This window comes from Deltaproteobacteria bacterium, from assembly GCA_016875395.1.
GTDB lineage: Bacteria > Myxococcota_A > UBA9160 > UBA9160 > UBA6930 > VGRF01.
Window position 1 is genome coordinate 31,237 of record VGRF01000022.1, and the last position, 14,860, is coordinate 46,096.

At 70.9% G+C, this 14,860-nt stretch carries 13 protein-coding genes; 11 read left to right on the plus strand and 2 right to left on the minus strand.

The features are described 5' to 3' along the window. Positions 1-8 precede the first annotated feature (8 nt). Both FJ091_15945 and wecB read right to left on the minus strand, forming a co-directional pair. Positions 9-266: a hypothetical protein gene (locus FJ091_15945; GenBank protein MBM4384845.1), complete on the minus strand. Its 258-nt coding sequence runs from the start codon at positions 264-266 to the stop codon at positions 9-11. Next, positions 263-1,369 carry a UDP-N-acetylglucosamine 2-epimerase (non-hydrolyzing) gene (gene wecB / locus FJ091_15950; protein ID MBM4384846.1) on the minus strand — a complete coding sequence of 369 codons (1,107 nt, stop codon included), beginning with the start codon at positions 1,367-1,369 and terminating at the stop codon, positions 263-265. Before wecB ends, FJ091_15945 begins: the two co-directional genes overlap by 4 nt. Before the next feature lie 316 nt (positions 1,370-1,685). On the opposite strand from wecB, the gene gmd reads away from it, so the two are divergent. From gmd to dprA, 11 genes are all read left to right on the plus strand, one after another. Then, the gene (gene gmd / locus FJ091_15955; protein MBM4384847.1) at positions 1,686-2,687 is read left to right on the plus strand and encodes a GDP-mannose 4,6-dehydratase; all 1,002 of its coding nucleotides are present in this window, start codon (positions 1,686-1,688) and stop codon (positions 2,685-2,687) included. Then, positions 2,684-3,625, plus strand: coding sequence for an SDR family oxidoreductase (locus FJ091_15960; GenBank protein MBM4384848.1), 942 nt, complete (start codon positions 2,684-2,686; stop codon positions 3,623-3,625). Before gmd ends, FJ091_15960 begins: the two co-directional genes overlap by 4 nt. Continuing rightward, complete coding sequence (locus tag FJ091_15965; protein MBM4384849.1) at positions 3,622-4,929, plus strand: UDP-glucose/GDP-mannose dehydrogenase family protein; 1,308 nt, start codon at positions 3,622-3,624, stop codon at positions 4,927-4,929. The genes FJ091_15960 and FJ091_15965 overlap by 4 nt, the downstream gene beginning before the upstream one ends. A gap of 4 nt (positions 4,930-4,933) precedes the next feature. Beyond that, positions 4,934-6,022: a mannose-1-phosphate guanylyltransferase gene (locus FJ091_15970; GenBank protein ID MBM4384850.1), complete on the plus strand. Its 1,089-nt coding sequence runs from the start codon at positions 4,934-4,936 to the stop codon at positions 6,020-6,022. Positions 6,023-6,039: 17 nt separating this feature from the next. After that, positions 6,040-6,723, plus strand: coding sequence for a Crp/Fnr family transcriptional regulator (locus tag FJ091_15975; protein ID MBM4384851.1), 684 nt, complete (start codon positions 6,040-6,042; stop codon positions 6,721-6,723). Between the two features lie 266 nt (positions 6,724-6,989). After that, positions 6,990-8,039, plus strand: a complete 1,050-nt coding sequence (locus tag FJ091_15980) for a hypothetical protein (protein ID MBM4384852.1) — start codon at positions 6,990-6,992, stop codon at positions 8,037-8,039. Further along, positions 8,036-9,439 (plus strand): sigma-54-dependent Fis family transcriptional regulator, encoded by a 1,404-nt coding sequence (locus FJ091_15985; protein ID MBM4384853.1) that lies wholly within the window; start codon positions 8,036-8,038, stop codon positions 9,437-9,439. The genes FJ091_15980 and FJ091_15985 overlap by 4 nt, the downstream gene beginning before the upstream one ends. A 61-nt stretch (positions 9,440-9,500) precedes the next feature. After that, on the plus strand, positions 9,501-12,041 hold the full coding sequence (locus FJ091_15990) for a tetratricopeptide repeat protein (GenBank protein ID MBM4384854.1): 2,541 nt from the start codon (positions 9,501-9,503) through the stop codon (positions 12,039-12,041). Between the two features lie 307 nt (positions 12,042-12,348). Then, a complete protein-coding gene (locus FJ091_15995; GenBank protein ID MBM4384855.1) occupies positions 12,349-13,194 on the plus strand; it encodes a LysM peptidoglycan-binding domain-containing protein in 846 nt (281 codons plus the stop codon). 9 nt (positions 13,195-13,203) lie between these two features. Next, the gene (locus FJ091_16000) at positions 13,204-13,497 is read left to right on the plus strand and encodes a hypothetical protein (protein ID MBM4384856.1); all 294 of its coding nucleotides are present in this window, start codon (positions 13,204-13,206) and stop codon (positions 13,495-13,497) included. Positions 13,498-13,682: 185 nt separating this feature from the next. Beyond that, complete coding sequence (dprA, locus tag FJ091_16005) at positions 13,683-14,747, plus strand: DNA-protecting protein DprA (GenBank protein ID MBM4384857.1); 1,065 nt, start codon at positions 13,683-13,685, stop codon at positions 14,745-14,747. The last annotated feature ends 113 nt before the right edge of the window (positions 14,748-14,860 follow it).

The following is a 14,860-nucleotide window of genomic DNA, read 5'->3' on the forward strand; positions in this document are numbered from 1 at the left end:
GGTTCCTCTCAAAACAGGCGCTTGGCGCGCTCGAGGTCCGGGCTTGCGACGCTGTCGGCCGGGTTCCACGCGCTGCCGGCGACCCGTAACAACTTCTTGTGCAGCAGATCCTGGCGCGTCGCGCTCATGAAGATCGCGACGGGGCCGATCGCGATCGCGTAGCTGAGGAACAGCAGGATCAGCGTCTGTACTTCGCCGAACGCGCCGGCGATCTCCAGCCAGCCCGCACGCAATCGCGCTCCGAATCCGGGTGTCGCTTCGCTCATGCCGTTCGCTCCAGCTCGCGCGCGAGAATGCCCGCGATGCGCTCCGCCGCGTGTCCGTCCCACAGCGCGGGAACGCGCCCGCGTTTGGTCTCACCCGCCTGCAGCTTGTGAATCTCGGTGCGAATCACCGCGGGATCCGTTCCCGCCAGAACGTTGGTGCCCTCGGCGACCGTGATGGGTCGCTCCGTGTTGGCGCGCATCGTGAGGCACGGCACGCCGAGCGCCGTGGTCTCTTCCTGCACACCGCCCGAGTCCGTGAGCACGAAGCGCGCGTCGGCCATCAGCGCAAGAAAGTCGAGGTAGCCGAGCGGCTCGGTGAGGCGCAGTGCCGGCGCTCTGCCGCCGAGCTGCCGCTCGATCACGGCGCGCGTGCGCGGGTGCACCGGGAACACGACGGGGAGCTCGCGCTGCAGTTCCTCGAACACCGCGAACAGGGCGCTCAGCTGCGCGGGATCGTCGACGTTGCTCGGCCGGTGCAGCGTGAGCGCGACGTACTCGTTCGCGCGCAGCCCGAGGCGTGCCAGCGTGCCCTGCTCGCGCGCGCGCGCGAGGTTCGCGACCAGCGTGTCGATCATGACGTTGCCGACGAGATGGATGCGCTCCGGGGCGACGCCTTCGCGCAGCAAGTTCTCGCGCCCGGCGGGCTCGGTCACGAACAGCCAGTCGCTGATCGCGTCGGTGAGCACGCGGTTGATCTCTTCCGGCATCGCGCGGTCGCCCGAGCGCAGCCCAGCTTCGACGTGCGCGATGCGCACCCCCAGCTTCGAGGCGGCGAGCGCGGCGGCGAGCGTCGAGTTCACGTCCCCGACGACGAGCAGTGCGTCGGGCTCCTGCTCGACCAGGATCGGCTCGATCTGGCGCAGCACCTCGGCGGTCATCGCCGCATGGGAGCCCGAACCGACGCCGAGGTTCACGTCGGGCCGGGCGATGCCGAGCTCGCGGAAGAAGCTCTCGGACATCGCCTCGTCGTAGTGCTGGCCCGTGTGGACGAGGAAGCTCGCGAAGCGTCCGGAGCCGCCCAGCGCGCGCAGCAGCGGCGCCACCTTCATGAAATTGGGGCGCGCGCCGGCCACGGCGACCACTCGGAACTTCCTGGCCTGCATGGAGCTCGCGTTCACCTCGAGGGAGTGAGTCACCCGCGTCATCTCGAATGGGGCGGGGCATTTTTCCGTGGCCCCGTGGGGAATCTGGCGACGCCTTAAGGATCGGCGAGTCGCCACGAGCGGTGAAGTGGCCCACCGCCTTTCGGGCGAGTGGAAAACATGTACACACGGAGGGCGATCCGCCGAACAATAGGGGCATCACGAGCCTGCTGTCCCTGCTCGTCGTCGTGCTGCTCACGCTGCGAATCCTGCGAAACTTGGGATTCGCCGCGCCGGAGGAGCAGCCCCCGGACGCCGCGGAGGAGAGGAGCGAGCGATGAGCGCAGGCGTCGCGCTGATCACGGGCATCACTGGGCAGGACGGTTCGTACCTCGCCGAGTCGTTGTTGGCGAAGGGCTACGCCGTGCACGGCGTCGTGCGCCGCTCCAGCACCGAGAACTTCGAGCGCATCGCGCACCTCGCCGGCCGCGTGCAGCTGCATCAAGCGGACCTGCTCGATCAGAGCTCGCTGCTCGCGGTGATGTCCAGCGTCCGCCCGCGCGAGGTCTACAACCTCGCGGCGCAGTCGTTCGTGCCGACGTCGTGGTCGCAGCCGACGCTCACCGGCGAGTTCACCGCGCTCGGCGTGACGCGCATGCTGGAGGCGCTGAAGCTCGTCGACGCGAACATGCGCTTCTACCAAGCATCGAGCAGCGAGATGTTCGGCAAGGTGCGCGAGACGCCGCAGAACGAGCTCACCCCGTTCTACCCGCGCAGCCCCTACGGCGTCGCGAAAGTGTTCGGCCACCACATCACGGTGAACTACCGCGAGAGCTTCGGCCTCTACGCCGTGTCGGGGATTCTCTTCAACCACGAGTCGCCGAGGCGCGGACGCGAGTTCGTGACGCGCAAAATCAGCGAGGCGGTGGCGCGCATCAAGCTCGGCCTTCAAGACGAGCTCGCGCTCGGCAACCTCGACGCGCGCCGCGACTGGGGCTTCGCGCCGGAGTACGTGGACGCGATGTGGCGAATGCTCCAGCAGGAGGAGCCGGAGGATTTCGTGATCGGCACGGGCGAGACGCACTCGCCGCGCGAGTTCGTGGAGATCGCGTTCGCGCACGTGGGCCTCGACCCCGCGGACTTCGTGCGCGTGGATGCGCAGTTCATGCGCCCCGCCGAAGTGGACTTGCTGCTCGCCGATCCGCGCAAAGCGCACCACAAGCTGGGATGGAAGGCGCAGACGCCGTTCGCGGATCTCGTGAAGATCATGCTGGACGCCGATATGGAGGCGCAGGAACGAGCCAGCGGCCGGCGCCGCGGGGGGGCCGGAACGCGATGACGCAGAGCGCACTCGTTACGGGCGGCGCAGGCTTCATCGGGAGCCACCTCGTCGACCGCCTCGTGCGCGAGGGCTGGCGCGTGCGCGTGCTCGACGACTTCTCGAGCGGACGCGAGCAGAATCTCGCCGCCTCACGCGCGCACATCGAGCTGCTGAAGGGCGACCTGTGCGACGACGCGCTCGCCGCGCGCGCGGTCGCCGGCGTCGACGTCGTGTTCCACGAAGCCGCGGTGCCGTCGGTGCCGCGCAGCGTGGCCGAGCCGGTGCGCACCAATCGCGTGAACGTCGCGGGCACGCTCGGCCTACTCGAAGCCGCGCGCCAAGCGGGCGTGCGCCGCTTCGTGTTCGCCGCCTCGTCTTCGGCGTACGGCAACACCGAGAAGCTCCCGAAGGCCGAGGAGATGCCGCCGACGCCGGAGTCTCCGTACGCGCTGCAGAAGCTCGCGGGCGAGGAGTACTGCCGGCTCTACACGAAGCTGTACGGCTTCGAGACGGTGTCGCTTCGCTACTTCAACGTCTTCGGGCCGCGCCAGAACCCCGAGAGCGAGTACGCGGCCGTGGTGCCGCGCTTCATCACGGCGTGTCTCGCGGGCCGCGCGCCAACGATCTACGGCGACGGCGAGCAGACGCGCGACTTCACCTTCGTCGGCGACGTGGTCGAGGCGAACTGGCTCGCGGCGCACAGCGCGAAGGCCGTGGGCAGCGTGATGAACGTGGCCGGAGGCAAGCGCATCAGCCTGAACGAGTTGCTACGGGCGATTCAGAGCATCGCAGGCACGCGCCTCACCGCGAAACACGAGCCGGCGCGCGCGGGCGACGTGAAGCACAGCCTCGCGAGCATGGCGCGCGCGGAGGCGCTGCTCGGCTTCCGCCCGCAGACGACGCTCCTCGACGGGCTCGCGGTCGCGGTCGAGAGTTATCAGGGAGCGCGCTCATGAACGTGTGCGTGATCGGAACCGGCTACGTCGGCCTCGTGACGGGCGCCTGCTTCGCCGAGTTCGGCGTGAGCGTGATCTGCGCCGACAAGGACGCGAGCAAGATCGAGTCGCTGCAGCAGGGCAAGATCCCGATCTACGAGCCGGGCCTCGAGTCGCTCGTCGCGCGCAACGTCGAGCAGGGCCGGCTCTCGTTCACCACCGAGACCGCCGACGCGATCAAAGCCTCGCTGGTCGTGTTCATCGCCGTGCAGACGCCGACGCTCGAAGGCGGCGGCACCGACCTGCGCGCGGTCGAAGGCGTCGCGCGCGAGATCGGGCGCGCGCTGAACGGCTACAAGGTCGTGGTCACGAAGAGCACGGTGCCGGTGGGCGCCACGCAGCGCGTGAAGGAGCTGATCAAGGAAGAGCTCGAGGCTGCCGGGCGCGACGAGAGCTTCAGCGTCGCCTCGAACCCGGAGTTCCTGCGCGAGGGCGCGGCGATCGGCGACTTCATGCGCCCCGATCGCGTCGTGATCGGCGCCGAGGACGACGCGGCGCGCGCGATCCTGCGCGACCTGTATCGCCCGCTCTACCTCAACGAGACGCCCTTCGTGTTCACGAACGTGGCGACGAGCGAGCTCACCAAGTACGCGGCCAATGCGTTCCTGGCGACGAAGATCTCGTTCATCAACGAGTTCGCGAACCTGTGCGAGGCCGTCGGCGGCGACGTGCAGGCGCTCGCGCGCGGCATCGGCCTCGACGGGCGCATCGGCAAGAAGTTCCTGCACGCGGGCCCCGGCTTCGGCGGCTCGTGCTTCCCGAAGGACACGAAGGCGGCGGCGCACTTCGCGCGCGCGCTCGGCAGCTCGCTCGAGATCGTCGAGGCGACCGTGAAGGTGAACGAGGCGCAGCGCGCGCGCATGGTGGACAAGATCGAGAGCGCGCTGGGCGGGCTCGCGGGCAAGACCGTCGCGTTGTTGGGGCTCTCGTTCAAACCCGAGACCGACGACATGCGCGACGCGCCCTCGATCGACATCGCGCGCGGGCTCGCCGCGCGCGGCGCCGCGCTGCGCGCGTTCGATCCCGTGGCGATGCGCGCCGCGGAGCCGCATCTGCCGGGCGTCACGCTCTGCAAGGACGCTTATCAGGCCTGCGAGGGCGCCGACGCGGTCGTCGTGATCACGGAGTGGAACCAGTTCCGCCTGCTCGACCTCGAGCGCGTGCGCGCTTCGCTGCGGCGGCCCGTGCTGATCGACCTACGCAACGTGTACGAGCCCGAGCAGATGCGCAAAGCCGGCTTCGAGTACAGCAGCGTCGGGCGCTAGCCGCGTGGCGATCCCGATCCACGCCGTCGTGCTCGCGGGAGGAGCGGGCACGCGCTTCTGGCCGCTCTCGCGCGAGGCGCGGCCGAAGCCGCTGCTGCGCGTCGCGGGCGCGGGCAGCCTGCTCGCCGACGCCGTCGCGCGCGCGCGCCGCGTCGCGAGCCCGGGCTGCGTGTGGCTCGTGTGCGGGCGCGAGCACGTGGAGGTGGTGCGGCGCGAAGCCGGCATCGCGAAGTCGCGCACGCTGGTCGAGCCCGCGATGCGCAACACCGCGGCTGCGATCGGCCTCGCAGCGGCGCGCATCGCGGCGGAGTCGCCGCAAGCGGTGATGGTCGTGCTGCCCGCCGATCACCGCGTGCCGCGCGCGGGCGCGTTTGCGGCGGCGGTGCGCAAAGCAGCGCGCGCCGCATCGCGCGAGGGTGCGCTCGTCACGCTCGGCGTGCGCCCGACGCGCGCCGAGACCGGCTACGGCTACATCCGCCTCGGCGACGCCGCGGGCGCATCGCACCCTGGTCTGCACCGCGTCGCGCGCTTCGTCGAGAAGCCCGATGCAACGACGGCCGAGCGCTTTCTCGCGAGCGGCGATCACCTCTGGAACAGCGGGATGTTCGTGTGGCGCGCGGGTTCGCTGCTCGCGGAGCTTGCCCAGCACGCGCCCGAGATCGCGCGCGCGCTCGCGCCCGTCGCCGCGCTGCCCGCGAAAGCGGGGTCGCGTGCGGTCGGCGACGCGATCACGCGCGCCTACCGCCGCATGCCGAAGGCGCCCATCGACACCGCGGTGCTCGAGCGCAGCGCGAACGTGTGGTGCCTGCCGGTGAGCTTCCCCTGGAGCGACGTGGGCACGTGGGCCTCGCTCGCGCAGGAGCTCGGCGTGAACGGTGCCGCGAGTTCGGTGATCGCGGGCACAGCCTTCACCTTCGATGCACCGGGAAACTTGATCGCGGCGGGCGATCGGCCGATTGTGCTGCTCGGTGTTCGCGGAGTCGCGGTGATCGACGCAGGCGATGCGCTGCTCATCGCGAATCTCGAGCGCAGCGGCGACGTCCGAAACGTCGTCGCGAGCCTGCGCAAACGTGGGCGGCGCGATCTTCTGTAACGAGGTGAGGAGGGAACATGCCCGGAGCCGACGCACTCGAAGCCCTGCGCGCGATCCCGCTGTTCTCGCACGTGGCCGACTCGGATCTGGACCAGATCGCTTCGCACCTGATCGAGCGGCGCTACCCGCGCAACACGACGATCGTCGAAGAGGGCCTGCCCGGCGACTACATGTACATCGTCCGCGAAGGCCGCGTGAAGGTGACCAAGCTCAGCGAAGACGGGCGCGAGAAGATCCTCGCGTTCTTCGAGCCCGGTCACTTCGTCGGTGAGATGGCGCTGCTCGACCGCGCGCCGCGCTCGGCTTCGGTGAAGGCGCTCACGCCCGTGCGCGTGCTCGCGCTTTCGCGCGCCGACTTCACCGGCTTGATTCGCAAGAGCCCGGACCTCGCGATCGCCGTGATTCGCGAGCTGTCATGGCGGCTGCGCGCCGTGAACGACCAGGCCAGCGCGCTCTCGTTCCAGCGCGTGAAGGATCGCACCAAGGGCCTGCTCGTGCGGCTCGCGAAGGACGAGGGGCCGGACAAGAACCACGTCATGACTCCCGTGCTCACGCACCAGCAGATCGCCGACATGATCGGCACGTCGCGCGAGACGGTGACGCGCGTGGTGAAGGACCTAAAGGCGGCGGGGTGGCTCGGCCAAGAGGGCAAGCGCTACGTCGTGTCGCGCGATGCGGCGGAGAGTGCCGAGGTCGACTGAGGTCTCGGGGCGGTCTCGGTTGGGTCACGGAGGCTCCGGCGTTTCATGTGGGCGTTGCCTCGGGCGGCGTCTTTGGCCGTCTGGCTTCGTTGCGAACGGCTCGGCGTATGGCTGCGATACGCCTTCGCCGTTCGACGCCTCGCCAGCCGGCCAAATCCGCTCGCCCTCGGCTCGGGGCGCGGTTGCTGAGACATTTCGGCCGGGCCGAAATGTCTCAGCGTGGTGGCGCTCTCCAGCGGGCGGCTCGCCGCGCCGATGCGGGCTGCGTGTTGGTGCGAGATCCCGCGTTTGCGCATGCGCTGCTGCTTTCGCTGCGTTCGGGCCTGGTGGCCGTGGACGCGGGCGGGCGTGTGGCTGCGATTTCGGCAGAGGCGGCGCGGCTGCTCGGGATCACGCCGCGTCTCGGCGCTCCGGTGGCGGAGGCGCTCGCTGGGCAGCCGGAGGTGCTCGCGCAGCTCGAGGCGGCGCGCGCGGGCAGGGCGGCGCCGCGCGCGGAGCTGTCGCTGCGCGATGCGGCAGGTGAGGCGCGCACGATCGGGTTCACGGCGCTGCCGGTCGCGTCGGGCGGCGCCGCGATTCTTTTCCGCGATCTCACGCCGATCGAGCGGCAGGGCGAGCAGGAGCGGCTCACGGGCCGACTCGCGGCGCTCGGGCAGATGGCGGCCGGACTCGCGCACGAGATTCGCAATCCGCTCGCTTCGATCGAGCTGCTCGCGGGGATCGTGGCGCGCGAGGCGGGTGATCGCGCCGCGCTGAAGGACCACGCGGAGGAGATCTCGCGCGAAGTGCGCGCGATCGCCGCGACGGTGGAGACGTGCCTCGCGTGGGTGCGCCCGGCGCCGGCGCAGCGCGCGCCGCTCGACCTGGCGCTGCTCGCCGAAGACGCGCTGCGGCGCGCTCTCGCACGCGCGGCGTTCACGGGCGAGATCGCGCGCGACATCGATGCGCGCGCCTCGGGCAGTGGCGACGCCACGCTGCTGCGCTCCGCGCTGGAGAATCTGCTCGTGAACGCGGTGCAGGCGATGAACACGCACCCGCGCAGCGGCGGCCATCGCCTCGTGCTGCGCGTCTCGCCGCTCGCCGGCGACGCCGGCTTCACGCTCGAAGTCGAAGACACGGGCCCCGGCGTGTCGGCGGAGCTGCGCGAGCGAATCTTCTTCCCGTTCTTCACGACGCGCGCCTCCGGCTCCGGCATCGGGCTCGCGTGGGTGCAGAAGGCGGCTGCGGCGCACGGCGGCAGCGTCAGCGTGAGCGACTGCGCCGCGAGCGGCGGGGCGCGCTTCACGCTGCACGTGCCGGACGAGAGGCCCGCGTGAGCTTGCTCGGGGCGAGCGTCCTCGTCGTCGAGGACAACGCGACGCTGCGCCGCGCGATCGCGCGCGCGCTCGAGGGCCGCTGCGAGCGCGTCGTCGAGGCAGAAACCTGCGCGCAGGCACGCGAGCACGTCGCCGCGAACGACGCCTTCACCGTCGTGTTGACCGATCTGCGTTTGCCCGACGGCGACGGCATCGAGGTGCTGCGCGCGGTGCGGGCGCGTGATTCGCGCAGTGCGGTGGTGCTGATGACCGCGCACGGCACGATCGCGTCCGCGGTGGAAGCGATGCGCGAAGGCGCCGTCGATTTCCTGCAGAAGCCGTTCGAGCTCGCGGAGCTGGAGGCGCGCACCCTGCGCGCGGCTTCGCACGCGCGGCTCGTCGGCGAAGTCACCGAGCTGCGCGCCGAGCGCGGCGCGCGCCGCTCGCGCGGTGCGCTCGTGGGCCGGCATCCCGCACTGCTCGCGGCCGTCGCGCTGGCCGAGCGCGTCGCGCCCACGCGCTCGACGGTGCTCGTCACCGGCGAGACCGGCACGGGCAAGGAGCTGATCGCGGGCCTGGTGCACGCCGCATCGCCGCGCGCTGACGGGCCCTTCGTGAAGGTGAACTGCGCGGCGCTGCCCGAGACGCTGCTCGAGTCGGAGCTGTTCGGGCACGAGCGCGGCGCCTTCACGAGCGCCGATCGCCAGCGTATCGGTCGCTTCGAGCAGGCCAGCGGCGGCACGCTGTTCCTCGACGAGATCGGCGATCTCTCGCTCGCCACGCAATCGAAGCTGCTACGCGTGCTGCAGGAGCAGGAGTTCCACCGCCTCGGCGGCGTGCACACGCTGCGCACCGATGCGCGCGTGGTGGTCGCGACGAACAAGGATCTGCGCGCGGCGATCGCGGCGGGCGAGTTTCGCGACGACCTGTTCTTCCGGCTCAACGTGATCACGATCGAGCTGCCGCCGCTGCGCGAGCGCGTGGAAGATCTCGAACGCCTCGCGCAGCACTTCCTCGCCGAGTTCGCGGCCGAGCTGGGGCGCCCGCGCACGGGCTTCACGCCGGCCGCGCTCGCGCGCATTCGCGCCCACGCCTGGCCCGGCAACGTGCGCGAGCTGCGCAACGCGATCGAGCGCGCCGTGCTGATGGGCGACGGCCCCCAGCTCGAGGCCAGCGACCTCGCGCTCACGCATGGCGAAGTCGCGACGGGGCGGCCTGGCTGGCGTCCGCAGCTGCCGGCGTCCGGGCTGGGCCTCGCCGAGGTCGAGCGCGCGGTGGTGCTGGAGGCGCTGGAGCGCTGCGGCTGGGTCCAGAAGGAAGCTGCGGCCTGGCTGCGCATCTCGCGCCGCAAGCTGAACTACCTGATCCAGCAAATGGGCATCACGCACGCAACCTGGCGGCGCAATCGGGACACTGACTAGGACCCGTCCCCGCGCACGCCCCAGCCGATAGATTCGTTTCCCCTTCGAGGAGCTCCCTGCAATGACGCTTTCACGACTTCTGCCCGTCTTCGCCGCGCTCGCGCTCTTCGCATGTCAGAGCGACTCGGAGCGCGCCGCCCAGCATCTCTCGCAAGGCGAGAGCCTGCTGAAGGAAGACAAGTTCGACGAGGCGGTGATCGAGTTCAAGAACGCCACCAAGCTCGATCCCAACAACGCGGCGAGTCATTACGGGCTCGCGAAGGCGCATCTCGGCAAGAAGGACGGACGCAGTGCGTACTGGGAGCTCGAGGAAACGGTGCGCCTCGATCCGGCGAACGTGCAGGCGCGCATCGATCACGGCGAGTTCTTGCTGCTCGGCCGCAACGAGGAGCTGGAGAAGGCCGTCGCGAGCGGCGAGCTCGTGATCAACGCGGAGCCGAAGCGCTGGGAGGGCTACGCGCTGAAGGGCCGGGCGCTCGCGGGCCTCGGCCGCCACGAGGAAGCCGGCATCGCATTCGCGAAGGGTGCGGAGGTCGCTCCGGACCAGGCGGCGGTGGTGCTGCTCTGGGCGAACCACCTGAGGGGCGCGGGCAAGCTCGCCGAGGCGGAAGCGCAGTACAAGAAGCTCGCCGAGATGGCGCCCGGCTTCGGCACCTCGGCTGCGCTCGGCGGCTTCTTCGCAGGAGTCCCCGGCCGCGAGGCGGACGCCGAAGCGGCCTACCGGCAGGCGCTCGCCAACGCGAAGCCCGAGGAGGTCGTGCTCGCGACGACCGTGCTCTCGCAGTTCCTCGGCTCACTGAATCGCGCGGCGGAAGCCGAGCAGGTCATCAAGGACGCGATCGCGAAGGCGCCCGGAAGCACCGAGCTGATCTATGCGCTCGCCGGCTTCTACGCGCAGCAGGGCCGCGCAGCGGACGCGGACGCGATGATCGAGCAGGCCACGCAAGCGGCGCCCGACCAGCATCAGCCCTGGCTCGTGCTTTCGGCGCATCGCGGCAAGAAGGGCGACCTCGACGGCGCGCTCGAAGCCGCCGAGAAGGCGATCGCGATCGCACCTGACGACGACCTCGCGAAGCTGCGCCGCGCCGAAGTGCTCGTCGACATCGGCGCGCGCCGGTCGGAGAGCGCCGTGCTCGCGCAGGCGAGCGCGGTGGTCGACGCGATTCTCGCGAAGAACGAGAACCACCCCGAAGCGAACTTCGTGAAGGGCAAGCTCGAGCTCGCCCGCAACAACTTGCCCGCGGCGCTCGCGGCGCTGCGGCGCACGATCGAGCGGCGCCCGGAGATGGCGCAGGCCTACTTCCTCTCGGGCTCGGCGAAGTTCCTGTCGGGCGATCGCGCCGGCGCACGCGCCGACGCGCAGGAGGCGATCGCGCGCGCTCCGGGCTTCCTCGAAGCGATCATGCTGCTCGCGCGCTCGCACGCCGCGCTCGGCGACCACGCGCTCGCGGTCGAGGCCGGCAAGCGCGCGCTCGCCCTCGGAGGCGGCTCGGACCTGCGCATCGTGATCGCGCAGAGCCTCGTGCAGCTCGGCCAGATTCCCGACGCGCTCGAGGAGCTCGAGGGGATTCCGGAGGACGAGCGCGGCCTCGATGCAAACTTCGCGTTCGGACGCGTGTATCTGTTCCAGGCCGCGCAGCTCGACGCGAAGTCGCGGCGCGATGGGAAGGAAGTGACGGACCCGGGTCGCCAGGCCGAAGCAGTGGCGACTTACGCGCGCGCGCGTGCGCACCTCGAAGCCGCCGCGAAGGACGCGCCGACTCACCCTGAGGTGCTCGCCTCGCTGTTCGTGCTCGACCAGCGCGATGGCCGCGTCGAGCAGTCACTCGAGCGGGTGAACGCGGCAGCGGCTGCGGCGCCGAAGGATGCGTCGCTCGCGCGCCTCGTCGGCGACATCGCCGCGCGCACCGGCAAGCTCGACGTCGCGGAGGCGAGCTTCCGGCGCGCGATCGAGATCGATCCGAACCAGCTCGAGAGCTACGGGCGCCTCGCGGGCCTCTACAACGCGACGGGACGCGGCGCCCAGGTGATCAAGACCTACGAAGACGCGCTCGCGCGCAACCCCAAGTCCGGCGAGCTGCACCTCGTGCTCGGCATCCTCAAGGAGGCGCAGGGCGGCAAGCAGATCGACGCCGCGATGGCGCACTACGAAGAGGCGATCAAGCTGAACGGCGAGCTCGCCGCGGCGAAGAACAACCTCGCGTACTGGCTGGCCGAGCGCGGGCAGGATCTCGACCGCGCGCTCGACCTCGCGCAGGAAGCCAAGGCGACGCTCTCGAAGAATCCACGCACGAACCCGTCCTCGGCCGACACGCTGGGCTGGGTCTTCTACAAGAAGAACCTGCCCGAAGCGGCGGTGAACTACCTGCGCGAAGCCGTGAGCGGCTTCGATCCGACGATTCCTTCGGACGCGCAGACGCGCCCGCTCGTGCGCCACCACCTCGCGCTCGCGCTCCACGCCCTCGGCGACAAGGCCGAGGCCAAGAACGAGTGGACCCTCGCGCTGTCCGAGTACTCGGCGCTCCCCAAAGCACCGAACGCCGCCGAGCCGGCCTGGGTCAGAGACGCGCGCGCAGGCCTCGCCGCGGCGGGCGGGGCCTGAAGGTGGTGCGCCGCTTCTGAGTGACTAGGCGCATCGAGGGCGCGCGCTTTCTCCACGCTTACTCCGCATCGGGCTCGAGGACTCGCCCGCTGCTGCGCGCTTCGCTTGCGGCCTCGGCCGACCCGCTTGGGATGAGCGTTCGACTCCGAGGTCGTTCGGTCGTCTCCTCGCCGCGGCAAGGCAGCGAGGGTTGGCGTGCGCTGAATCACCGCCCTCTCGGTTGGCCGGATCGGCGCGTTGCATAGGGGTTAAGGCGCGGGGGGCGCAGGCCGATGCACTTGGGGAGTACCTGCGGAGGGGGTTCCCCATGCGATTTGGTCGGCTCGCGCCGGTGGTGTGTTTGGCGGTTGCGCTTCCGGGCTCGCTCGGAGCCGAAGAGGCGGCGCAGGCTGCGCCCGCCGCAGTCGCGGCGGAAGCAGCGGCGGAAGAGGCTGCGCCCGCGCAGGAGTTGTTAGGGCCGCTCGGTCACGACGAGCAGGGGCGCCCGGGCCGCGTTCACGTCGTGGTGAACGGCGACACGCTGTGGGACATCTCGGACGCTTACCTCGGCACGCCGTGGGTGTGGCCGTCGATTTGGAAGGACAACACGGCCGAGGTCGAGAATCCGCATCAGATCTATCCCGGCGAGCGCATCTGGATCAGCCCGCACGAGATGCGGAAGATCAGCGCTGCGGAAGCCGCCGAGATGCTCGCGCGCCCCGCGCCGGCGGAAGAGCCGATGCCGGCGGCGATGGCTGACCCCGACGGTCCGCCCCTCGCGCAGCTGCAAGAGACCTACCGCTACAGCGAGATCGAAACGACGGGCTTCGTCACGTCGGAAGAGCTCGAAGGCGCCGCCACGATTCTCGACTCCACCCAGCCGCACGCGATGTTGAGCGACGGCGCCGAGATTCAGGTGGGCCTCGGTCAGGGCGAGATCGCCGTCGGCGATCAGCTCGACGTCTTCCGCCCCGGCGAGATGGTCCGCGACCCGGAGACGAATGGCGTGCTCGGGCACGTGACGCTCCAGCTCGGGTGGCTGGAGATCACCGAGGTTCACGAACAGTCGGCGACCGGCGTGATTCGCCTTTCACGCTCCGAGATGTATCGCGGCGATCACGTGATGCCGCGCCGCGTGCGCAGCATCGACATCGCAGTCGGCCCGCGCGTCTGAGTCGAAGGCGTGATCGCGCATACGCCCAACTCGCGCATGCAGATGGGCAGCGGCGACGTCGTGTACCTGAACCGGGGCTCGCGCCAGGGCGTCAGCGTCGGCAGCCCGCTCGAGGTCTACGAGACCGTGGGCGAGAAGTGGGACGCGATCCGCAAGGAAGATCGCGCCCTGCCGGATCAGGTGCTCGCCAAGCTGATCGTGGTCGACGCCTACGAGGACGCGTCGGTCGCGGTGGTGACGCACACCACGAGCGAGCTGAACCGCGGCTTCAAGGTACGCGGCAGCGACTCGATCCGGCCGTAGCAAGCGAGACGCTCTCGGAGTCTGACGCGAGCGGATTTCGGAAGCGGGCTCGGGGCGCAGCAAGCGAAGCGCGCAGCGAGCCGTGGGCGAGCGAAGTCACCGCAGTGGCGTGAACGCGCGTTCGCGTTGCGAGTGCGGCTGCGCGCGCCACCTTGTGCGCGCCTCCGGTCCCGCGGAGCTGCCCGGTGGAGTTGTTAGACCCGCGCGAGGCGCGCGATCGCGCGCTGCTCGCGCTTTGGCTCGAGGCGCAGCGTCAGTACGCGCTGCATCCGGAACAGGCCCCGCCCGCTCTGCGCCGAGCGCACGGCGCGGCTGAGCTGGCGCGCGCCTTCGAGCGCGTTCCCGGCGCCGAGGAGCGCGCCGCGCGCGACGCCGACACGCTCGCGCGCGTGGCCGCGCGCGCGGTGCCGATCGCGTCGCCGCTCTATCCCGAGCGGCTGCGCAGGCTGACCGATGCGCCCGTGTTGTTGCTGGTGCGCGGCAACCCCGCGCTGCTGCTCGTGCGCGGCGTGGCGATCGTGGGTGCGCGCGCTGCCACCGGCTACGGGCTGCGCGTCGCGCGCGAGCTCGCGGCGGCGGCCGCGCGCGGCGGGCTCGCGGTCGTGTCGGGCCTCGCGCGCGGCATCGACGGCGCCGCGCACGGCGCCGCGCTCGAAGCGGGCGGTGCGAGCGTCGCGTTCCTGCCCTGCGGCATCGAGCGCGTCTACCCGCCGAGCCACCGCCGCCTCGCCGGCGCGCTCGCCGCGAACGGCGCGCTCGTCAGTGAGTTCCCGCCCGACACGGCGCCGCGCGCGCCGTACTTCCCGCTGCGCAACCGCCTCATCAGTGCGCTCAGCGAAGCGGTCGTGGTGGTCGAGGGCCGCGTCGCGAGCGGCACGCTCACGACCGCCCGCCACGCCGCGAACCAAGGCGTCGACGTGCTCGCCGTCCCCGGCCCGATTCACTCCCCCACCAGCGCCGGCCCCCACCAGCTGATCCGCGACGGCGCCGGCCTCGTCACCAGCGGCGACGACCTACTCGCAAGCTTCGGCATCGAGCTCAAGCGCGCCGCCGCGGGCGCAGCCAGCGCAGCCCCGCTGAGCCCACTCGCTGCACGCACACTCGCACTCCTGCACAGCGAAGCCCTCACGCGCGACGAGATCGCCTCGCGCCTGCGCGCCAGCGAAGCCGAGCTCGCCCCCGCCCTCCTCGAGCTAGAGCTCGCCGAGTCCGCCAAAGAAGACCGCGACGGCACCTGGTGCGCGACATAGAACCCGCAACGCGCCAACGGCGCGCGCACTCCAACAAGGACCATTCGACTCAACAGCCCGACCAAGGAAACCCGCGCTGCCACGATCCAATCCGCTGCAGGGTCATGCTCGCA